The sequence below is a fragment of the Paraconexibacter antarcticus genome (genome assembly GCF_024220175.1).
In the GTDB taxonomy this organism is placed as follows: domain Bacteria; phylum Actinomycetota; class Thermoleophilia; order Solirubrobacterales; family Solirubrobacteraceae; genus Paraconexibacter; species Paraconexibacter antarcticus.
On record NZ_CP098502.1, the window covers coordinates 49877 to 70339 of the forward strand.

A 20463-nucleotide genomic window follows, 5' to 3' on the forward strand; every position below is an offset into this window, starting at 1 on the left:
CCGCGGGTCAGCCGGTGCCGACGGGCACGCCGACCGCGGTCCCGCCGGGGGCGCGGGTCGTGAACCGCAGGGTGAGGCCGGTCGCCGCGGCCGGGACCTTGAAGGCGAGCTGGACCTGCCCGAGCCCGTTCTGCGGGATCACGGGGCCGGCGGCGGCGTCCGTGCTGTGCCCGGGGTCCGGGGTGAACTCGGTCCCGCTGTCGTCCGACAGCCGGTAGCCGAGGCCGTTGGGGACGAAGCGGGCGCGCGAGAGGTTGCGCACGCGCACCGAGATGAGCACCCAGCGGCGGCCCGGACCGGGGAGCACCCGCTTCTGGAAGCGCGTCCAGGGCTGCGACGGCGCGGCGAAGACCGCCCAGCGCACGCCGTCGAGCTCGAAGGGGTCGCGGAGGGTCCGCAGCCGCGGGGCGGAGGCCTGGAGGCCGGCGGCGGGGGCCGCCGCGACCGGCGCGGGGCCGTCGTTCTGCCCCGCGAGCACGACGCAGGCGACGGCGGCCGCCACGAGCGCGAGCGCGCCGAGGGCCGTGAGCCAGACGGGGATCAGCAGCTCGCGGCGGAGGGCGGCGAGGAGGCCGGCGCCGCGGCCGCCGGGCGCGCGGGCGGGCTGCGGGGCCCAGGACGGCGGGGGGACGGGGGATGCGGTCGCGTCGGGCGCCCCGGCCTCCGGGATCGGCGCGGGCGCGGCGTCGGGCGCCTCGGCCTCCGGGGTCGCCGCGGGCGCGGGGGTGGGCGCGGGCGCCCCGGCCTCCGGGGTCGCGTCGGGCGCGGGGGGCGCCCACGGGTTCGCCGGGGCGGCGGGCGCGGGCGGGCCGGCGGCGTCCGCCGCGGCCGGTCCAGCCGGTTCAGCCGGTTCGGCGGGCAGCCAGGGCGATGTCGGCCGGTCGTGCATGGGCTCAGAACACTACCCGCGTCGGACGGACGTCCATCGCGTCCCTCAAGCCGGGGCCCCCGCCGCCGACCACCCCGGGTGGCCACCACGGAACGGTGGCCGGGACGGGCCCAGAGCCTGTCGCCCGCCCACGGAAGGGCATCCCCGGAACCCCCGGACCACGACCCCTTCCATGGATCTCTTCGACCCCACCCAGCTCGGCCTCGCCGCCGCCCTCCGCGGATCCGCCGCGCAGCAGACCGCCATCGCGCAGAACCTCGCGAACGCGAACACCCCCGGCTACCGGCGGGTGAGCGTCGACTTCCAGTCCCAGCTCCAGTCCCTCATGGCCGCCGGGGACCGCAAGGGCCTGCAGGCGTTCACGCCGCAGATGACCGTCGACAACGCCGCGCCCGTCCGGGCCGACGGCTCGACCGTCGACGTCGAGAAGGAGGCCGCCGCGCAGGCGAGCAACGGCATGACCTACCAGGCGATCGCCCAGGTCATGGCGGCCCGCATCGACATCATCGGCTCCGCGCTCGGGGTGAAGTGATGGGCCTCTTCGACGCGCTCTCCGTCTCCGGCTCCGCGCTCACCACCGAGCGGCTGCGGATGGACGTCACGGCCGAGAACCTCGCGAACGCCCAGACGCCGAACTACCGCCGCAAGGAGGTCGTCGTCAAGGAGGCGTTCGACCAGCAGCTCGGCAAGGCGATGGGCGTCCAAGCGACCGGGATCGTCAACGACCCGGCGCCGAACAAGCAGGTCTACGACCCCGGCAACCCCGACGCGAACGCCCAGGGCTACGTCTCGATGCCGGACATCACGTCCGTCACCGAGATGGTCGACCTCATCTCCGCCTCGCGCGCCTACGAGGCGAACGTCACGGCGATGCAGACGACGAAGCAGATGTTCTCGAAGACCCTCGAGATCCTCCGCTGATGCCGCTCGTCCCGGGCATCGGCGCGGCGGCGAACGCCCTCGGCGGCCTCGGCGGCAGCGCGGGGGTCGGCGGCGCCGGCGGCACGCGCGGCGAGTGGTCGGTCGGCTCGATCGACGGCGCCGACGGCACCCCGGCGTCCGGCGGCGGGTCGTTCGGCTCCGTCCTCGGCCAGCAGCTGAACCAGCTCAGCAAGATCCAGAACGACGCGGCGACCGCGTCGCAGTCGCTCGCCGACGGGACCGCCACCGACCCGACCGCGGTCGTCATGTCGGTCGAGCGGGCCCGCCTCTCGATGCAGATGGCCGCGCAGCTGCGGACCAAGGGCGTCGACGCCATCAACGACATCTTCCACACCACGGTCTAGGGCTGCTGAATGAACCTCTCGCTGCTGACCTCGCTGTCCCCCAAGGGCAAGGGCATCCTCGCCGCGTGCGCCGTCGGCTTCATCGCCGCGGCGATCATGCTCGTGAAGATGGCGGGGTCCACCTCGTACACGCAGATCATGGCCGGCGTCGACCCCGCCCAGACCGGCAAGATCACCGCCGCGCTGAGTCAGGCCGGCGTCGCGTACGAGCTGCAGAACAACGGCACCGCGGTCGCCGTCGACGCCTCCCAGACCGGGCCGGCGAACATCGCCCTCGCGTCGGCCGGCCTCACCGGGATGTCGAAGCAGCCCGGCTTCGAGCTCCTCGACAAGCAGAAGCTCGGCGCGTCGAACTTCCAGCAGCAGGTCGCCTACCAGCGCGCGCTCGAGGGCCAGATCGCCAACACGATCGGGCAGATCGCGGGCGTCGGCTCCGCGCAGGTGAGCCTCACGCTCCCGAAGGACCAGCTCTTCACCGACCAGGCGCAGTCGGCCACCGCCGCCGTCCTCCTCGGCGGGAGCGGCGACGCGATCGACCCGGGCGCGGTCCGCGGCATCGCGAACCTCGTCTCCTCCTCCGTCCAGGGCCTGAAGACCGCGAACGTCACGATCACCGACGCCGCGGGCCAGATGCTGTGGCCGCTCGCCGACGCGGCGGGCGCCGGCGCGACGAGCAAGCCGGCGGCCGAGGCCCGCTACAACGCCCAGCTGCAGGCGTCGCTCGACGCGATGCTCGTCTCCACGCTCGGCCCGGGCAAGGCCCGCGTCCAGGTGAACTCCGACCTCAACGTCGACAAGGCGAGCCAGGAGAAGCTCCAGTACGCGAAGGTCGGCGTCCCGCTCACGGCGACGAACGACACCGAGACGCTCACGGGCACCGGCGGGGCGAGCGGTGGCGCCGCGGGCACCGCGACGAACATCCCGTCCTACGCGCAGACGGTCGGCGGGGCCGGCGGCACGGGCAAGTCGAACTACAAGCACGTGACGAAGACGACGACCTTCGGCGTCGACAAGACCATCACGCGCACGCAGATCGCGCCGGGCGCCGTCAACCGCCTGAACGTCGCGCTCGTCCTCGACAAGGCCGCCGCCGCGAAGCTCGGCCCCGCGGGCGTGAAGTCGCTCCAGGCGGCGGTCGCGAGCGCAGCCGGCATCGTGCCCGCCCGCGGCGACTCCCTCGCCGTCAGCCAGGTCGCGTTCGCCCCGGTGACGACGCCGGCGGCCCCGAAGAGCGCCCTGCCGATCCCGGCGTCGATGCTCGCCTACGTGAAGACCGGGCTCCTCGGCCTCGCCGCGCTGCTCTTCCTCTTCTTCGTCAGCCGCGGCCTGCGCCGGCGCCAGTCCGGTGCCTTCACCGAGGAGCCCGCGTGGCTGCGTCAGCTCAGCCAGCCGGCGCCGCCCATGCTCTCCGCCGGCGACTTCGAGGAGGAGGACCGCCTCGAGCTCGACCGCTTCGACGCGCAGGAGGCGGCGAAGAAGATCTTCGCGAACGACCCGCGGGCGATCGCCCTCGAGGAGATCGTCGAGAAGGAGCCCGACAAGATCGCGCAGCACCTGCGGACCTGGATCACGGAGGACAACTAGATGGCCGGCACCGCAGTCCAGCTCGCGCCCGCCATCGACCAGGCGGTCGCGTCCGTCGCGTCGACGATCCAGCTCCCCGAGGTCGATCGCTCGCTCCTGCGGGGGCTCACCGGCCGGCAGAAGGCCGCGATCTTCCTCATCTCGCTCGGCTCGCAGCGCGCCGCCGACATCCTCAAGCACCTCTCCGAGCGCGAGGTCGAGGCGATCAGCGCCGAGATGGCGAACATGTGGCGCGTCAAGGCCGAGACGACGCAGGCCGTCATCGCCGACCTCGCCGAGCAGTTCAAGTCCCGCGAGGCGTTCGCCATCGGCGGTCCCGAGTTCGCCCGTGAGGTCCTCGGCCACCTGCTCGGCGCCGAGCGCGCGGACGAGATCGTCGGCGCCCTCATCGCCCAGGCCGAGCTGCGGCCGTTCGACTTCCTCCGCCGCACGCCGCCGGAGCAGATCGTCACCTTCCTCTCCGACGAGGCGCCGCAGACGGTCGCGCTCGTCGTCGCCTGCCTGCAGACGAACCTCGGCGCCCGCGTCCTCTCGGACCTCCCGCCGGAGATGCAGGCGGACGTCGCGCTGCGCATCGCGAAGATGAGCGAGACGAACCCGGGCGTCATCGAGGACGTCGAGCGCGGCCTGCGGCAGAAGCTCGCGAACGTCATGACGCAGGAGTTCTCGAGCGCGGGCGGCGTGGACTCGCTCGCCGAGATCCTCAACCGCGCCGGCCGCTCGACCGAGCGGAACGTCCTCGCCGCGATCCAGGAGCACTCGACCGAGCTCGCCGACGAGGTCCGCCTGCGGCTCTTCACCTTCGACGACGTCGGCCAGCTCTCCGACCGCGACATCCAGCTCGTCATGCGCGAGGTCGACCAGAAGGACCTCGGGCTCGCCCTCCGCGGCGTCGACGAGCACATGCGCGAGCGGATCTTCGCGAACATGTCCGCCCGCGGTGCGGAGATGCTCCGCGACGACCTCGAGAGCGGGGCGCCGCAGCGGCGCGCCGTCGTCGAGGAGGCGCAGGGCCGCATCGTCGGCGCCGTCCGCCGCCTGGAGGACTCGGGGATCATCACGATCGGCCGCGGCGGCGACGATCCCGACGAGGAGGTCATCTGATGACGGCCACCGTCGACTTCGCGCTGCCGGCCCTCGAGCCGGTGCCCGGCCTCGTCGAGCCCGGGCCTCAGGGCGCCGCCGCTGCGGCGGCCGCCGCGTCCGAGGCGCTCGTCGCCCAGGCGCGCGCCGAGGCCGACGCGATCCGCGTGGAGGCCCGCGCCGCCGGCCACGCCGAGGGGCTCGCCGCCTCCGCCGGTGACGTGGCCGCCGCCGTCGCGTCGCTCACCGCCGCCTCCGGCGCCCTCGGCGAGATCGCCGCGGAGCTGCCCGGCCTCCTCGAGGACCACGCCGTCGAGCTCGCGCTCGCGATCGCGAGCCAGGTCCTCGGCGGGGCGCTCGAGGTCCGCCCCGAGCTCATCGTCGACGTCGTGCGCGGCGCGCTGCGCCGGCTCGTCGACCGCGAGCGCGTCACCCTCCTCGTCCATCCCGAGGACCTCGACGTCGTCCGGGCCGCGACCGGAGGCCTGCTCACCGAGCTCGGCGGGATCGAGCACTGCGAGGTCCAGGCCGAGCGGCGCGTCGCCCGCGGCGGCGCGATGGTCCGCACCGCCGAGGGCGAGATCGACGCGAGCCTCGAGACGAAGCTCGTGCGGGTACGGGAGGTCATCGCGGAATCCCTCGCCGCGGAATCCCTCGCCCAGGGGGCTCGGATTCCGTCGGGCGAACTCGCCCAGGGGGCTCCTTCGCCCGGCGCTGATGGACTCGACGGGTTCTGACGCGTGAGCGCTTTGCTCGCGGCCGCCGAGGCCGTCCGCCACGCCGACCTGCACCGCCGCCGCGGTCGCGTCACCGACCTCATCGGCCTCATCGTCGAGGCGACCGGCCTGGAGGCCGAGGTGGGGGAGGTCTGCCTCGTCCGCACCGGCCGCCAGGCGTCCGGCTGGACCGAGCTGCCCGCCGAGGTCGTCGGCTTCCGCTCGGGCCGGACCCTGCTCATGCCGCTCGGCGAGCTCCACGGCATCGGCCCCGGCGACGTCGTCACCGCGACGGGCCGCCAGGTCAGCGGGCCGGTCGGCCCGCAGCTGCTCGGGCGCGTCCTCGACGGACTCGGTGCGCCGCTCGACGGCGGCCCGCCCCTCGACGACGTGCCGCGCGCCCCGATCACCGCGGCGCCGCCCGCGCCGATGCAGCGCCCGCGCATCACCGAGCGCGTCTCGCTCGGCGTCCGCGCCCTCGACGGCCTCGTGCCCTGCGGCCGTGGCCAGCGCCTCGGCATCTTCGCCGGCTCCGGCGTCGGCAAGTCCTCGCTGCTCGGGATGATCGCGGCGGGGACGAGCGCCGACGTCAACGTCATCTGCCTCGTCGGCGAGCGCGGCCGCGAGGTGCGCGAGTTCATCGAGCGCGACCTCGGCGATGCGCTCTCCCGCTCGGTCGTCGTCGTCGCCACGAGCGACCAGCCGGCGCTCGTGCGCATCAAGGCGGCGCTCACCGCCACGACGATCGCGGAGTCCTTCCGCGACGCCGGGCACGACGTCATGTTCATGATGGACTCGGTCACGCGCTTCGCGATGGCCCAGCGCGAGGTCGGCCTCGCGATCGGCGAGCCGCCCGCCACCCGCGGCTACACGCCGTCGGTCTTCGCGCTGCTCCCGAAGCTCCTCGAGCGCTCGGGGACGAGCGTCGACGGGTCGATCACCGCGCTGTACACCGTCCTCGTCGACGGCGACGACATGAACGAGCCGATCGCCGACGCGGTCCGCTCGATCCTCGACGGTCACATCGTCCTCACCCGCGAGCTCGCCCACCAGGGTCACTACCCCGCCGTGGACGTCCTGCAGTCGGTCTCCCGCCTCGTCGGCGAGGTCACCGACCCGGCCGTCCGCCGCGCGGCGCAGGAGCTCCGCGCGCTGCTCGCCGCGCACCGCGACAAGAAGGACCTCATCGCGATCGGGGCCTACGAGCGCGGCTCGGACCCGCTGACGGACCGGGCGATCGACCTCGAGGCGGCGATCCAGGCCTTCCTGCGTCAGTCCACGGAGGACCCGACGGAGGCGGCGGCGGCGGACCTGCGCCTGCGCGAGCTCGTCGGGGACCCGGGGGCCGAGCTCGCGGCGGCCGCGCCCGCCGCCCCGCACGACCCCGACGGCGACCTCGCCACGATCATGGGCACCCTGCAGGACGAGTCGCCGGCCTTCGCCGCCGGCCCGGTGGCGCTGCCGCCGCTCGGCCTCGCGGGCTGAGCGGGCCCCGTCAGCCCGGCGCCACGAGGGGGCGCAGGGCCTCGAGCAGGTAGGGCCCGAGGCTCGCGGAGAACGCGCGCGTCAGGTGGTCGGTGTCCTTGTTGACGAGCACGCCGCCGACGACCGGGAAGCAGCGCGCCGCGTCGCAGACGAACGGCGTGAGGTCGACGACCCGCAGGCGCGGATCGCCCGAGCGCGCGGCGGCGATCGCCTCGGCGTCGGGCAGCAGCGCCCCGCGGCGGCGCACGGCGCACGTCGTCCCCGGCGGGCGCCCGGCGGCGACCGCGGCGTCCACGCAGCCCGCGGTGCGCAGCGGGTGGATCGGCATGTCGTGCAGGACGACGATGCGGCGGACCGACGCCGGCAGCGCCGCCCAGGCCGCGTGGTAGCCCGCGATCTTCGTGGCGAACGGCGAGGCGCCGGCCGGGTGCAGGACGCGGGCGCCCGCGTGGGCCGAGACGACGACCGTCCGGATCTCCGGATGCGCGGTGAGGTAGGCGACGACCGCGCGGTTGTGGTCGTGGCAGGGGACGCGGGCCTCGGGGGCGACCCGCGCGCTCGCGTACGAGAACGGGCAGCTCGACTTCGTGAGGGACACGCCCTGCCAGCCGCTGCGCGCCGCCGCGACGGCGAGGGCCGCGCGCCAGTGGCTCGCGTGGCTGTCGCCCAGCAGGGCGACCGTCGCCGCCGCGGGGCGCCCGGGCGGGCGGCCGAAGAGGCACGGGTCGGGATCGGCCTCCGGGAGGACGACGGTGCACGGCTCGTCCGGGACGAGGAGGGCGTCCTCCGGGCTCGGGGCCGCGACCGTCCGCAGGGCCCGATTCGCGCACGGGTGGCCCGGGACGCGGGCGGCGGCCCCGGCGCAGCGCGGGCGGGCGACCCCGCGCCCGTCCGCGACGGTGACCGCGGCGACCGCGGCGACCGCGGCGACCGCCGCGAGGACGGCGACGAGCAGGACGGCGAGGGCGGCGGACCCGCGCGCCCGAGGACGGCGGGGGGCCCGCGGGGACGGCGGCACGGCGCTCACGGCGCGCATGGTAGTCGGGCGCCGCGCCAGGCCCGCCGCCCGCGCTCAATCCACCGGAGCCCCGACCGATGACGGGAGGGTCGTGCACCTCACGTCCACCTCGTCCATTGCCGAGCGCGATGCGGCCTACCGCGCGATCGCGGCCGGCCTGCCCGACATGCTCGTCGTCGTCTTCGACGCCGATCTGCGGATCCGCATGCTCGAGGGCGGCGGGCTCGCGCAGGCGCTCCTGCCCGGCTCGGCCTACGAGGGCCGGGACGTCGCGATCCTCGTCGCGCCCGACGCCCGCGAGGAGACGATCATCCGCCACAAGGCCGCGCTCGCCGGCCACCGCAGCACGTTCCCCTGCACGACCGTCTCCGGCGGCCGGCAGTACCACGTCACCGTCGGTCCGCTCGACGGCGGGTCCGCCTCCGACCCGCTCGGCATCGCCGTCTGGCACGACGTCACCGACCGCAACGAGGTGCACGCGCGCCTCCAGCACCTCGCCGACCACGACCCGCTCACCGGGCTCGTGAACCGCCGGCGCTTCGAGCAGGACATCGACCACCACCTGTCGCTGTGCCGCCGCTACGGCCCGCGCGGGGCCGTGCTGCTCATCGACGTCGACCACTTCAAGTACGTCAACGACACGCTCGGCCACGCCGCCGGCGACGAGCTCATCGCCCAGGTCGCCGAGGCGCTCCAGACGCGCCTGCGCGAGAGCGACGTCCTCGCCCGGCTCGGCGGCGACGAGTTCGCCGTCCTCCTCCCGCAGGTCGACCTCGCGGGCGCCGAGGCCGTCGCGGAGTCGCTCGTCGCCGACCTCCGCGGGCACGCCCGCGGCAAGGAGGACGACCGGCCGCGACCCGTCACTGCCTCGATCGGGGTCGCCGTCGTCGGCCCGTCGGAGTTCAGCGCGAACGAGCTGCTGACCCAGGCCGACCTCGCGATGTACGACGCGAAGGAGGCCGGCCGCGACCAGTACGCCGTCTACCGCGACGAGGCCGCCGAGATGGAGGCGGGCACCGGGGCGGAGATCGCCGGGATCCGCACCCGCGTGCGCTGGCTCGACCGCGTCCAGGTCGCGCTCGAGCAGGACCGCTTCGTCCTCCACGGGCAGCCGATCGTCGAGCTCGCCACCGGGGCGACCGTCGGCCACGAGCTCCTGCTGCGGATGCTCGGCGAGGGCGACGCGCTCATCCCGCCCGTCGCCTTCCTCCCGGTCGCCGAGCGCTTCGGCCTCATCCCCGCCGTCGACCGCTGGGTCATCGCGAAGGCGATCGGGCTCGCGGCCGCCCACGGCTCGCGGTTCTCGATCAACCTCTCGGCGCGATCGCTCGCGCAGACGGACCTCGTCGACTTCATCGCCGACCGCATCGCCGGCGAGAAGGTCGACCCGTCGCAGCTCACCTTCGAGATCACCGAGACGGCGGCGGTGACGAACATCGCCTCGGCGCAGACCTTCGCGGAGGGGCTGCACGACCTCGGCTGCCGCCTGTCGCTCGACGACTTCGGCGCCGGCTTCGGCACGTTCTCCTACCTCAAGCACCTCCCGTTCGACGAGGTGAAGATCGACGGCGAGTTCGTCTCCGGCTGCACGCGGTCGGGCTTCGACCAGATGGTCATCGACGCCGTCGTGCGCATGGCGTCGACGCTCGGGAAGACGACCGTCGCCGAGTTCACGGGGGACCGGGAGACGACGGACCTGCTCCGCGACGCGGGCGTCACCTACGCGCAGGGCTTCCATCTCGGCCGGCCGGGCCCGCTCGTGCTCGACCGTGGCCCGGCCCGGTAGCCCGCTGCCCCAACAGGCGTCCACCCGGGTCCATCTCCGGGCGCCGCGACCGACCACCCAGGACGTGAGCGAGTCCCCCTTCCGGTTCGGCCTGGAGCGTGTGCGCGAAGTCCGCGTGCACGACGAGCGGACCGCCCAGGAGGTCCTGGCGGCGAGCCTGAACGCCCGCCTCCGCGAGGAGGCCGCGCTCGCCGCGGCCCGCGCGCGGCTCGAGGAGGCGCGCCGGCGCGCCGGCGCCGTCGCGGACCCGTCGGTCCCCCTCACGGGCGCGGCGCTGCTCGCCCGCCAGGCCTGGGTCCAGCGCCTCGAGCGCAGGACCGAGCAGGCCGCGCGCCAGACCGCCGTCGCCGAGGCGCAGGTCGGCCGGGACCGCGAGAGCGTCCTGCAGGCCTCTCGCCGCCGCGAGGCCCTCGACAAGCTCAAGGCCCGCCGCCGCGCCGAGCACGACCTCGCCGCCGGCCGCGCCGAGTGCGCGCGCCTGGACGAGATGGCGATGCGCATCACGAGGCCCGCGGCATGAGGGCCCGAGAGCTCGCCCGGGGGGCTCGTGCCCGGTCGGCGCGTCGGCCGGCCCGGAGGGCTGATCGATGACGGTCGACGCCATGACCCGCGTCGCGCAGCTGCAGGCGATGTTCGCCACGCTGCAGGCCCCGCCCGTGGCGGCGCCCTCGCCCGCGACGACGGCCGGCTCCCCCTCCTTCGCGACCGCGCTGACGCAGGCGACGACGCCCGCGGCGGCCGGTGTCGCGGCGCCCCCCACCGTCCCGGCCGCCGGCCTGAACGCCGCCGCGGCGTCCGTCCCCTTCGCCGCCCAGATCGACGCGGCCGCCGCGAAGAACGGGGTCGACCCCGCGCTGCTGCGCGGCCTCGTCAAGCAGGAGTCGGGCTTCGACCCGGCGGCCCGCAGCGGCGTCGGCGCGCTCGGCCTCACCCAGCTCATGCCGGGGACCGCCCGCGAGCTCGGCGTCACCGACCCGACCGACCCGCTCCAGCAGCTCGACGCGGGCGCCCGCTACCTCAAGCAGCAGCTCGACCGCTTCGGCGGGGACCCGTCGAAGGCGCTCGCCGCCTACAACGCGGGCCCCGGCGCCGTCCAGAAGTTCGGCGGGGTCCCGCCCTACGCCGAGACCCAGCACTACGTCCAGAACGTCCTGCAGTTCGCCGCGGGCTACCGCGGCGGCGCGTCCGCCACGCCGACGCCGGCCCCCGTGGCCCCTCCCGCCGCGACCGCGGTGGCGTCGTCCCCGACCCAGTGGAGCATCACGTGAGCGCCTTGCGCACCCCGCCGCCGGCCGCGGCCGCCCCGCCCCAGCCCTATCGGAAGGCGGGTGGCGCAGCGCCACCGGACGACCCGGTGGCCTTCACGACCGCCCTGCACCAGGCCCGGACCGCCACTGCGGAAGGCCAGGACCAGGGAGCGCCCCCGACCGCGGATGCGGAAGGGCACCGGGAGGACCGCGCCGATCGCGCCGACGGCTCCGAGCGCGGGCGCGGCCACGCCTACGGGCACGACCCGGCCCACCACACGCACGGCGTCGACACCGACGACGCGACCGGTGCCGCGCCCGACCCCGGCACGGCCGACACGCCCGCTCCGGGCACGCCCGCTCCGGGTACGCCCGCACCCCTCGACGGCGCGTCGGCGCCCGCACCCGCGCCCGGCGCGCCGGTCACCGACCCGGCCGCCACCCTCGCCGCGACCGTCACGCCGGTGGCCACCCCCGCCGTCCCCGCCGCGACCGTCACCCCGGTGGCCACCCCCGCCGTCCCCGCGACGCCGGCGCCGGCGCCGGCCCCGGGCACCCCGGGCACCACCACCGCCGGCGACCCGCACGGCGCGACCCCGGCCGTCCCGGCCACCCCGGGCGGCCCCGGCGTCCCCGCCACCCCGGCGACGCCCGCGGTCCCCGCCTCCTCCCAGACGGCGGACGCGACGGCCGGCGGCACGCCGGCGGACCCCGCGTCCGGCGCCGGCGCTCCCGTCGTCCCGACGTCCACCGGCCACGCGCACGCGCCCGGCGCCGGGCATCCTGCCGCCCCCGGCGGGGCGGGCGACCCCGCGCTCGCCGCGGCCCTTGCCGAGATGACCCCGACCGTCCCCGGCACGAAGGGCGAGCGCCCGGCCCACGCCGCGGCCACGCCGGCGACGCCCGCCGTCCCCGGCGCGGCGGGCAGCCCCGCGACGCCGGCGACCCCCGCCACCCCGGCCGCCCCCGCCTCGGCCGCCCCCGCCCCGGTGCCGGCCCCGTCCACGTCCGCCGCGCCGGCGACCCCGGCTCCGCCGGTGGCCGCCCAGCTCACCCAGCACGTCGAGCGCATCGCCGAGATCGTGAAGCTCTCGAGCCAGAACGGCGTCGCCCGGGCCCGCCTGAACCTCCACCCGGACGACCTCGGCGCCGTCGACGTCCGCCTGCGCTCCACGGCGCTCGGCCTCGTCGCGACGATCAACGTCGACCGGCCCGAGACGCTGCAGGCCGTCACCCGCGCCGGTGCCGAGCTGCAGCAGCAGCTCGCCGACCGCGGCCTGAACGTCCTACGCCTCGACGTGAACCTCGGCCACGGCGCGGCCCACGACCTCGCCGGCCAGGCCGGCGCCCGTGAGGACCGCCGCCAGGCCGCGAGCACCGCCGCGTCCGCCGCCCGCTCCCGCACCGGCCGGATCGGCGCGAGCGCCGACGCCGCCGAGCCCGCTACCCCGTCCGCCGACCGCCGCCGCGTCGCGCCGCTCCCCGGAGCGCTCGTCGACGTGCAGGCCTGACCCCCGAGATCCAGGAACCCCATGCTCATCAGCTCCATCACCTCCACCAGCGACCAGACCGCCACGGCGAGCTCCGCCGCGGCCGGCCTCGGCGCGACCTCGGACACGTTCCTCAAGCTCCTCGTCACGAACCTGCAGCACCAGGACCCGACGAAACCGCAGGACTCCAACGAATACGTCCAGCAGATCTCCCAGATGTCCATGGTCGAGCAGATGACGAAGCTCGCCACGACGCAGACGAACGCCGCGAAGGACCAGACGGTCTCCTCGACGATCGCGCTGCTCGGCAAGACGGTGAGCTACGTCGGCAGCGACGGCCTCCCGGCCACCGGGACCGTCGAGAAGGTCGACGTCTCGGGCGACGCCCCGACGGTCACGATCGCCGGCGTCAGCGGGATGGACCCCAACCGCATCACCTCGATCGGGGCCTGATGTCCCTCCCCGCCCACAACCCGGCGCTCGTCACCCCGATCGGCGCTCCCATGCCGGCGGCCCCGGCGCGCGGCGTGGGGGAGGCGGCCCCGGCGGTCCCGTTCGCGAACGTCCTCGGGAAGACCGACGGCGTCCGGTTCTCGGGCCACGCGGCCCAGCGCCTCGAGCGTCGCGGCATCGCCGTCGACGGCCCGACCCTGCAGCGCCTGGACGACGGCGTCCGCCGCGCGGCCGGGAAGGGCGCCCGCGACGCGGTCGTCCTCGTCGACCAGACGGCGTTCGTCGTCTCCGTCTCGAACAAGACCGTCATCACGGCGGTCGACAAGCAGCACATGAAGGACCACGTCTTCACGAACATCGACTCGGCCGTGATCGCATGACACACGCCCGATCGTCCGCCCTTTCCCCCTCGGCGCCGCGGTCATGCGCGTCGTCGTCACCCCAGACCCACCAGGAGAACACCACACCATGATCGGCGCCATGTACTCGGCCATCTCGGGCCTCAAGGAGCATCAGGTGATGCTCGACGTCACCGCGAACAACCTCGCGAACGTCAACACCATCGGCTATAAGGCCAGCCGTGCGACGTTCAAGGACCAGCTCGCGCAGAACTTCGCGGGCGGCGCGGCCTCGGGCGCCACGAGCGGCGGCCAGAACCCGCAGCAGGTCGGCCTCGGCGTCGCGCTCTCGAGCGTCGACAACCTCATCACCGCCGGCAACCTGCAGACGACGGGCAACCCGCTCGACTGCGCGGTCTCCGGCGAGGGCTGGTTCCGCGTCGCCCCCGGCGTCCCGCCGGCGATGCCCGCCGCGGGCTCGGTCGAGTACACCCGTGCGGGCAATTTCACGCGCAACGACCAGGGCTACCTCGTCACGAGCGAGGGCTACTACGTCATGGGGCGCGACTTCACGTCGAACACCGACCAGTACATCCAGATCCCCGCCGGGGCCACCGGGACCGCCATCGCGGGCGATGGCACCGTCTCCTACATCCCGACCGGCGGCGGCGCGCGCGTGACGGCGTCGACGATCTCGCTCGCGAAGTTCCCGAACGAGAACGGCCTCGTCCGCGCCTCGGGCAACCGCTGGCAGGTCGACCCGTCTTCCGGCGCCGAGACCGTCGGCCAGCCGGGCGGCACGTACGGCTCGACGATCGGCGGCACCCTCGAGGCCTCGAACGTCGACCTCGCGAACGAGTTCACCGCGATGATCGTCGCGCAGCGCGGCCTCGAGGCCAACTCCCGGGTGATCTCCGCGAGCGACGAGATCCTGCAGACGCTCGTGAACCTCAAGCACTGATCGGCCGGACCCGCCGATGCCTAGCCACCCGGCCCACCTGCCCCCCGCGTCGTCGGCGGTCTCCGCATGATCACGCTGCACCGGCTCGGGCACACGCCCGAGCCGTTCGCCCTGAACCCCGACCTCATCGTCACGGTCGAGGCGGCGCACGACACGTACATCACCCTGAGCACCGGGCTCCGCCTGCCCGTCACCGAGTCGATGGAGGAGGTCGTCACGGCCATCCGCGACTGGCGCGTGCTCGTGCTGCACCGTGCCCTCGAGGGCACGCCGACCGTCGTCCGGCACATCTGAGCCGTCTCGTCCCGCGTTCGTGGTCGCCTGCCGGCCGGGAACGCGGGACCGCTCGTTGCCGACCCGCGAGGACGGCTCCGGACGCCGCCGCGGGCCCTCAAGACCGGCCTCCGGAGTCCGATGACCAGGGACACACCGGCCCCTGACCCTGGAGTCCCATGTCCGATCACACCTCCGGGCAGCTCGTCGTCTTCTCCCTCGGCAACGAGGAGTACGCGCTGCCCATCAGCTACGTCCACGAGATCATCCGCTGGACGGAGCCCCGCGCCGTCGCCTCCGAGGACCCGTGCGTCTGCGGCGTCATCTCGCTGCGCGGCAAGATCCTGCCGGTCTTCGACCTCGCGACCCGCCTCGGTCTGACGAGCGCCCGCTCGGACCGGGCGAAGATCGTCATCGTCGAGCGCGACGGCTCGATGGCCGGTGTCGTCGTCGACGACGTCGAGGAGGTCCTGACGGTCACCGACGACCAGCTCGACCGCGACGGCGGCTCCGGCGTCAGCGGCGACTGCATCGCGGCGATCGCGAAGATCGAGGACCGTCTCGTCGTCCTGCTCTCGCCCGAGCACATCGTCGTCAGCGGCGCCGAGGTGACGCGCGCCGACGCAGCCGCGGCTGTCGCCGCCGCCGAGTCCGACGCCGCCGATCGCGTCCCCGCCGCGGCCGCCGCCTAGCGCGGCCGCCCCGTCTCGCCTTCCCGACATGGCCTCCCCGGCTCCGCATTCCCCGTCGCGCGTCCTCGTCGCGGACGACTCCGGCTTCATGCGCCGCGTGCTCTCGTCGGCGCTGCGCAGCGGCGGCTTCGAGGTCGTCGGTGAGGCCCGCGACGGCGACGAGGCCCTCCGCATGTGGGCCGAGCTGAAGCCGGACGCGATGACGCTCGACCTCGCGATGCCGGGCACCGACGGCATCGGCGTGCTGCGCGCCCTGCGCCAGGCGGGCGAGCGCTCGGTCCCCGTCGTCGTCGTGTCGGCCTTCTCGCCGACGCACGGCGCCCGCGCGGTCGACGCGCTCGCCGAGGGCGCCTTCGACCTCGTGAGCAAGCCGGCCGGGGGGGACGGCCTCGCCGCCTTCACCGCGGAGATCGGCGAGAAGGTCCGCGCCGCGACGCACGCCCGCTCCGGGCGCACCGCCGTCGCGGCCGACTCGCTCTTCCGACCCGTCGCCGCGACGCCGGTCCGCGCGGCCCGGCCGCGCCCGCGGGCGCCGCGCCCGCGCCGCGCCGGCCACAAGCCGCTCGTGCTGATCGCCTCGTCGACCGGCGGCCCCCGCGCCCTCGGCGAGCTCGTCCCCTTCCTGCCGAGCCCGCTCGGCGCCGGCGGGCTCATCGTCCAGCACATGCCGCCCGGGTTCACGAGCTCGCTGGCGGACCGCCTGGACCGCGCGAGCGCCCTCAACGTCGTCGAGGCGACCGGCGGCGAGGTCATCCGCCCCGACACGATCCTCCTCGCGCCGGGCGGGAGCCACCTGCGCCTCGGCGCGGACAAGCGCGCGAAGCTCTCGGACGAGCCGCCCATCGGCGCCCTGCGCCCGCGCGCGGACCTCACGATCGAGGACGCCGCGGCGCTCTACGGCGACCAGCTGCTGCTCGTCGTCCTCACCGGCATGGGCCGCGACGGCACCGAGGGCGCCAAGGCGGTCAAGGCCGCCGGCGGCCGCGTGCTCGTCGAGGCCGAGTCCACCTGCACCGTCTACGGCATGCCCCGGGCGGTCGTCGAGGCCGACCTCGCCGACGCCGTCCACCCCCTCGACGAACTCCCCGCCGCCATCAAAGAGGAACTGAACTCATGAGCGCCGAACCCCGCTCCCCGCTGCCGCCCCGCAACGCGGCGGCCGTCCCCGCGCCGCGCCTGGCCCCGTCCCGGCCGGCGGTCGCCCGCGACGACTTCACCGACTTCTGCGACGGCGTGCGCCGCATCTGCGGCATCGACCTCTCGCAGTACAAGCGCGCGCAGATGGAGCGCCGCGTGCGGACCTTCGTCGAGCGGCAGGGCTCGCCCGACCTCGCCGAGTACCTCCGGCGGATCCAGAAGGACAAGGCGGAGCTCGGCGACTTCCTCGACCGGGTGACGATCAACGTCAGCCAGCTGTGGCGCAACCCGGACCAGTGGACGCGCCTGGAGCGCACGGTCCTCCCCGAGCTCTTCGAGCAGCGCCGCGCGCTGAACGCCTGGAGCGCCGGCTGCTCCTACGGCGCCGAGGCGTACACGCTCGCTGCCCTCAGCCGCGCGGTCGCCGCGAAGGTCGGTGGAGCGGGTGGTGGAGCCAACTACCGCATCGAGATCACCGGCACCGACATCGACCGCCGCATCGTCGAGCGCGCGCGGAAGGGGACGTTCACCGCCGACGACGCCCGCGACGCGCCGTCCGCCCTCCTGCAGCGGTTCTTCGAGCCGGCTGGCGAGGGGACGTGGACGGCCCGCGCGGAGCTGCGGCCGCTCGTCCGCTTCGAGGCCGCCGACCTCCTGCGCATCCCGGCGCGCAAGGAGCAGTACGACCTCGTCCTCTGCCGCAACACCGTCATCTACTTCACCGACGACGTGCGCGACGCCCTCCACGCGAAGCTCGTCGCCTCGCTGCGCCCGGGCGGCTACCTCGTCGTCGGCTCCACCGAGCGGGTCGCCCACACGACGGCGCTCGGGCTCGTCCCGGCGTTCCCCTTCACCTACCGGAAGGAGGCGTAGGTCATGGACACCTCCGAGTACATGCCGATGTTCCTCGCCGAGTGCCGCGAGCACCTGCAGGAGCTCAACCTCACCGTCGTCCGCCTCGAGGAGTCGCCCGACGACCGCGCGACCCTCGACGAGATCTTCCGCGCCGCGCACTCGCTGAAGGGCATGAGCGCGACGATGGGCTTCGACGGCATCGCCCGCCTGACGCATCAGATGGAGGACGTCTTCGAGCTGCTCCGCCAGCGGACCACCGCCATCCCGGTCGCGGTCGTCGACGTCGTGCTGGAGTGCCTCGACGCGCTCGGCGCCGCGATCGACACGATCGACGCGGACGGCGTGGAGACGATCGAGCCCGACCCGCTCATCGAGCGGCTGCAGACCCTCGTCCGCGCCCAGGATCATGCGGACGCCGAGGCGGCCGACACCGTCGAGCACCATCCGGGCGGGGTCGTTCTCCTCCCGGAGCTCGAGGACGGCGAGCGCCTCGTCGAGGTCGACGTCACGCTCGCCGAGGACGTGATGATGCCCGCGGTCCGCGCCTACATGGTGCTCGCGGCGCTCCGCGAGCACGGCACGGTCGTCGCGTCCGTCCCGGCCGAGGAGGAGCTCGACGGCTTCAGCGGCAAGAACCTCACCGTGACGCTCGTCGCCTCGACCGAGGACCACGAGCTCGGCGAGGCCGTCCGTGCGGTCGACGACGTCGGCGCGGTGACGGTCATGGACGCCGCGCAGGCGCAGGCCGCCCGCGAGGCCGAGTCGGCCGCGAAGGTCACGCCGCTGCCGACCGCCGCCGGCCCGGCCCCTGCGACCGCCGGGGCGAACGCCGCCGCCGCGGGCGGGAAGGCCGCCTCGACCGTCCGCGTCGACGCCGAGCGGCTGGACCAGCTCATGCACTACATGGGCGAGCTCGTCGTGCAGCGCACGCTCGTCGAGTCGCTCGCCGCCCAGGCCGGCGTCCCGGGGCTCGCGCAGGCCGTGCAGGAGCTCACCCGCTCGAGCCACGCCCTGCAGTCGATGGTCATGCAGATCCGCATGATCCCCGTCGAGGCCGTCTTCCTCCGCTTCCCGCGGCTCGTCCGCGACGTGTCGAGCAAGCTCGGCAAGCAGGTCGACCTGCAGATCATCGGGCAGGACACGGAGCTCGACCGGACCGTCGTCGACGCGCTCGGCGACCCGCTCGTCCACCTCGTGCGCAACTCGCTCGACCACGGCCTCGAGTCCCCCGCGGACCGGGTCGCCGCGGGCAAGGAGGCGACCGGCACGCTGCAGATCGCCGCGCGCCACGGCGGCGGATCGATCATCATCTCCGTCCGCGACGACGGCCGCGGCGTCGACCCGGTGAGGGTCGCCGAGCGGGCGCTCTCGCGCGGGCTCATCACCGCCGAGCAGGCGGCCCTCCTCGACGTCGAGGGCGCCGTCGAGCTCCTCTTCGCGCCGGGCTTCAGCACCGCCGAGACCGTCGGCGACCTCTCCGGCCGCGGCGTCGGGATGGACGCCGTCCGCACGAAGATCCGCGCGCTCGGCGGCGAGGTCCTCGTCACCTCGACGCCCGGCGAGGGCACGGTCGCGGAGATCCGCCTCCCGCTGACCCTCGCGATCATGAGCGCCCTGCTCGTCGAGGCCGACGGCGACCCGTACGGCATCGCGCTGAACCGCGTGCAGCGGACGATGCGCATCTCCGACCAGACGATCCGGTCGGTCGCCGGCGCGCCGATGCTCATGCTCGACGACGAGGCGATCCCGGTCCTCCCGGCCGCCGACGCCTTCGGCCATCCCGTCGACGACCCCGCCCGCCCGCGCCACGAGGACACGCACATCGTCCTCGTCCACGTCGGGGGCCGGCTCGTCGCGCTGAGCTGCTCGAAGCTCATCGGCCAGCGCGAGCTCGTCACCCGTCCCCTTCCGCCGGAGGTGCACTCCGGTGCCGCCGTCTCCGGCGCCGCCGTCCTCTCCAACGGCTCGATCGTGCTGCTCGCGGACTGCGATGCGCTGCGCGAGCGCCTGCCGAAACCCGCCACGTCCTCCCCGATCAAGAAGGCCGCCTGACATGAGCACCTATACGGAGACCCAGCTCGACGCCCTGCGCGAGCTCGCCAACATCGGGTCCGGCCAGGCGGCCGCGGCCCTCTCGACGATGCTCGGCCACCCGGTCGACATCTCGGTGCCGACCGCCGCGGCGCTACCGCTGGCCGAGGCCGTCGCCGTCGCCGGCAACCCGGACGAGGCGCGCCACGGGATCCTCGTCCCGATCGTCGGCGAGTTCGAGGCGGCCGTCGTCCTGCTCGTCCCCGAGCCCGACGCGGTCCAGCTCTGCTCGGTCTACAACCTGGACCCCAGCGGCGAGGACGGCGCGTCCTTCCTCGGCGAGATCGGGAACATCCTCGGCACCTCCTACATCAACGTCCTCGCGGAGATGTCGGGCCTCGACATGGAGCCCGCGCCGCCGCAGGTCGTCCACGACATGCTCGGCGCGATCCTCGCGTCCGTCCTGCTCGCGAGCGGGGAGGACACCGACACGGCGCTCCTGCTCGACAGCGCGCTGACGGTCGAGGGCAAGCCGTGCTCGCTGAGCTTCCTGCTCATCCCGGTGGGCGGTGGCGTGCACGAACTGCTCGGGCGCATCGGCGTCGTCTGATGGAGGGGGAGCTTCCCGCACGGATGGGGGAGTGGGTCGTCGGCACGGAGGCCGGCACGGTGCTCTCGTGCATCGGGCTGGGGTCGTGCATCGGCCTCGCCCTGCTCGACCGCCGCGCGAAGGTCGCGGGGCTGGCCCACGTCATGCTGCCCGAGTCCCCGGGCGGCATCACGCCGCAGCCGGGCAAGTTCGCGGACCTCGCGGTGCCGGCGCTCGTCGCCGAGCTCCAGCGCCAGGGCGCGATGAAGCACCGCCTGGAGGCCGTCCTCGTCGGCGGCGCCCAGATGTTCGCGCTCGGCCGCGGCTCGGGTCAGGACATCGGCGCCCGCAACGAGGTCGCGGTCCGGGCCCAGCTCGACCGCCTGCGCATCCCCGTGCGCGCCGCGGCGACCGGGGGCGGCAAGGGCCGCTCCATGCGCGTGACCGTGCCCGACGGCGAAGTCGTGTTCAGGGAGGCGGCCGGTCGGCCGATCACCCTGCTCGACCCCTCCGCCGACACGCTGCGGATGGCGGCCTGACCACCACCCTC

Annotated in this window: 23 protein-coding genes; 21 read left to right on the plus strand and 2 right to left on the minus strand. The window is 74.9% G+C overall.

From position 1 onward, the window contains the following. Positions 1–7: 7 nt before the first annotated feature. Complete coding sequence (locus NBH00_RS00245; protein WP_254571354.1) at positions 8–889, minus strand: hypothetical protein; 882 nt, start codon at positions 887–889, stop codon at positions 8–10. A 172-nt stretch (positions 890–1061) separates the two neighbouring features. Here NBH00_RS00245 and flgB point away from each other — a divergent pair, with 172 nt between their 5' ends. The 7 genes from flgB to NBH00_RS00280 are packed head-to-tail and all read left to right on the plus strand — an operon-like array spanning position 1062 to position 7043. Continuing rightward, complete coding sequence (flgB, locus tag NBH00_RS00250) at positions 1062–1421, plus strand: flagellar basal body rod protein FlgB (RefSeq protein WP_254571355.1); 360 nt, start codon at positions 1062–1064, stop codon at positions 1419–1421. After that, positions 1421–1810: a flagellar basal body rod protein FlgC gene (flgC, locus tag NBH00_RS00255; RefSeq protein WP_254571356.1), complete on the plus strand. Its 390-nt coding sequence runs from the start codon at positions 1421–1423 to the stop codon at positions 1808–1810. The genes flgB and flgC overlap by 1 nt, the downstream gene beginning before the upstream one ends. Next, complete coding sequence (gene fliE, locus NBH00_RS00260) at positions 1810–2175, plus strand: flagellar hook-basal body complex protein FliE (protein ID WP_254571357.1); 366 nt, start codon at positions 1810–1812, stop codon at positions 2173–2175. Before flgC ends, fliE begins: the two co-directional genes overlap by 1 nt. 9 nt (positions 2176–2184) lie before the next feature. Then, the gene (gene fliF, locus NBH00_RS00265; RefSeq protein WP_254571358.1) at positions 2185–3759 is read left to right on the plus strand and encodes a flagellar basal-body MS-ring/collar protein FliF; all 1575 of its coding nucleotides are present in this window, start codon (positions 2185–2187) and stop codon (positions 3757–3759) included. Continuing rightward, positions 3760–4863, plus strand: coding sequence for a flagellar motor switch protein FliG (fliG, locus tag NBH00_RS00270; RefSeq protein ID WP_254571359.1), 1104 nt, complete (start codon positions 3760–3762; stop codon positions 4861–4863). After that, the gene (locus NBH00_RS00275) at positions 4863–5579 is read left to right on the plus strand and encodes a FliH/SctL family protein (protein ID WP_254571360.1); all 717 of its coding nucleotides are present in this window, start codon (positions 4863–4865) and stop codon (positions 5577–5579) included. The genes fliG and NBH00_RS00275 overlap by 1 nt, the downstream gene beginning before the upstream one ends. A 3-nt stretch (positions 5580–5582) precedes the next feature. After that, positions 5583–7043: a FliI/YscN family ATPase gene (locus NBH00_RS00280; RefSeq protein WP_254571361.1), complete on the plus strand. Its 1461-nt coding sequence runs from the start codon at positions 5583–5585 to the stop codon at positions 7041–7043. A 10-nt stretch (positions 7044–7053) separates the two neighbouring features. On the opposite strand, the gene NBH00_RS00285 is transcribed toward NBH00_RS00280, so the two are convergent. Next, positions 7054–8070 (minus strand): SGNH hydrolase domain-containing protein, encoded by a 1017-nt coding sequence (locus NBH00_RS00285; protein WP_254571362.1) that lies wholly within the window; start codon positions 8068–8070, stop codon positions 7054–7056. Positions 8071–8152: 82 nt separating this feature from the next. Here NBH00_RS00285 and NBH00_RS00290 point away from each other — a divergent pair, with 82 nt between their 5' ends. The 14 genes from NBH00_RS00290 (at position 8153) to NBH00_RS00355 (ending at position 20452) form a co-directional block, all read left to right on the plus strand. After that, a complete protein-coding gene (locus NBH00_RS00290) occupies positions 8153–9847 on the plus strand; it encodes a putative bifunctional diguanylate cyclase/phosphodiesterase (RefSeq protein WP_254571363.1) in 1695 nt (564 codons plus the stop codon). 64 nt (positions 9848–9911) lie between these two features. Further along, entirely contained in the window at positions 9912–10367 is a 456-nt protein-coding gene (fliJ, locus tag NBH00_RS00295; protein ID WP_254571364.1) for a flagellar export protein FliJ, read from the plus strand. A 67-nt stretch (positions 10368–10434) separates the two neighbouring features. After that, the gene (locus NBH00_RS00300) at positions 10435–11115 is read left to right on the plus strand and encodes a lytic transglycosylase domain-containing protein (protein ID WP_254571365.1); all 681 of its coding nucleotides are present in this window, start codon (positions 10435–10437) and stop codon (positions 11113–11115) included. Next, the gene (locus tag NBH00_RS25175; protein WP_302182675.1) at positions 11112–12605 is read left to right on the plus strand and encodes a flagellar hook-length control protein FliK; all 1494 of its coding nucleotides are present in this window, start codon (positions 11112–11114) and stop codon (positions 12603–12605) included. The genes NBH00_RS00300 and NBH00_RS25175 overlap by 4 nt, the downstream gene beginning before the upstream one ends. A gap of 21 nt (positions 12606–12626) precedes the next feature. Then, positions 12627–13037, plus strand: a complete 411-nt coding sequence (locus NBH00_RS00310; RefSeq protein WP_254571366.1) for a flagellar hook assembly protein FlgD — start codon at positions 12627–12629, stop codon at positions 13035–13037. Then, complete coding sequence (locus tag NBH00_RS00315; protein WP_254571367.1) at positions 13037–13417, plus strand: TIGR02530 family flagellar biosynthesis protein; 381 nt, start codon at positions 13037–13039, stop codon at positions 13415–13417. Before NBH00_RS00310 ends, NBH00_RS00315 begins: the two co-directional genes overlap by 1 nt. 88 nt (positions 13418–13505) lie before the next feature. After that, on the plus strand, positions 13506–14336 hold the full coding sequence (locus NBH00_RS00320) for a flagellar hook-basal body complex protein (protein ID WP_254571368.1): 831 nt from the start codon (positions 13506–13508) through the stop codon (positions 14334–14336). 66 nt (positions 14337–14402) lie between these two features. Further along, on the plus strand, positions 14403–14630 hold the full coding sequence (locus NBH00_RS00325) for a flagellar FlbD family protein (protein ID WP_254571369.1): 228 nt from the start codon (positions 14403–14405) through the stop codon (positions 14628–14630). Positions 14631–14788: 158 nt separating this feature from the next. After that, positions 14789–15301: a chemotaxis protein CheW gene (locus NBH00_RS00330; RefSeq protein WP_254571370.1), complete on the plus strand. Its 513-nt coding sequence runs from the start codon at positions 14789–14791 to the stop codon at positions 15299–15301. A 28-nt stretch (positions 15302–15329) separates the two neighbouring features. Then, complete coding sequence (gene cheB / locus NBH00_RS00335; RefSeq protein WP_254571371.1) at positions 15330–16418, plus strand: chemotaxis-specific protein-glutamate methyltransferase CheB; 1089 nt, start codon at positions 15330–15332, stop codon at positions 16416–16418. Further along, entirely contained in the window at positions 16415–17311 is an 897-nt protein-coding gene (locus tag NBH00_RS00340; RefSeq protein WP_254571372.1) for a CheR family methyltransferase, read from the plus strand. The genes cheB and NBH00_RS00340 overlap by 4 nt, the downstream gene beginning before the upstream one ends. Before the next feature lie 3 nt (positions 17312–17314). Continuing rightward, positions 17315–19345, plus strand: a complete 2031-nt coding sequence (locus tag NBH00_RS00345; protein WP_254571373.1) for a chemotaxis protein CheA — start codon at positions 17315–17317, stop codon at positions 19343–19345. Position 19346: 1 nt separating this feature from the next. Continuing rightward, positions 19347–19934: a chemotaxis protein CheC gene (locus NBH00_RS00350; protein WP_254571374.1), complete on the plus strand. Its 588-nt coding sequence runs from the start codon at positions 19347–19349 to the stop codon at positions 19932–19934. Further along, positions 19934–20452, plus strand: coding sequence for a chemotaxis protein CheD (locus NBH00_RS00355; RefSeq protein WP_254571375.1), 519 nt, complete (start codon positions 19934–19936; stop codon positions 20450–20452). The genes NBH00_RS00350 and NBH00_RS00355 overlap by 1 nt, the downstream gene beginning before the upstream one ends. Positions 20453–20463 lie beyond the last annotated feature (11 nt).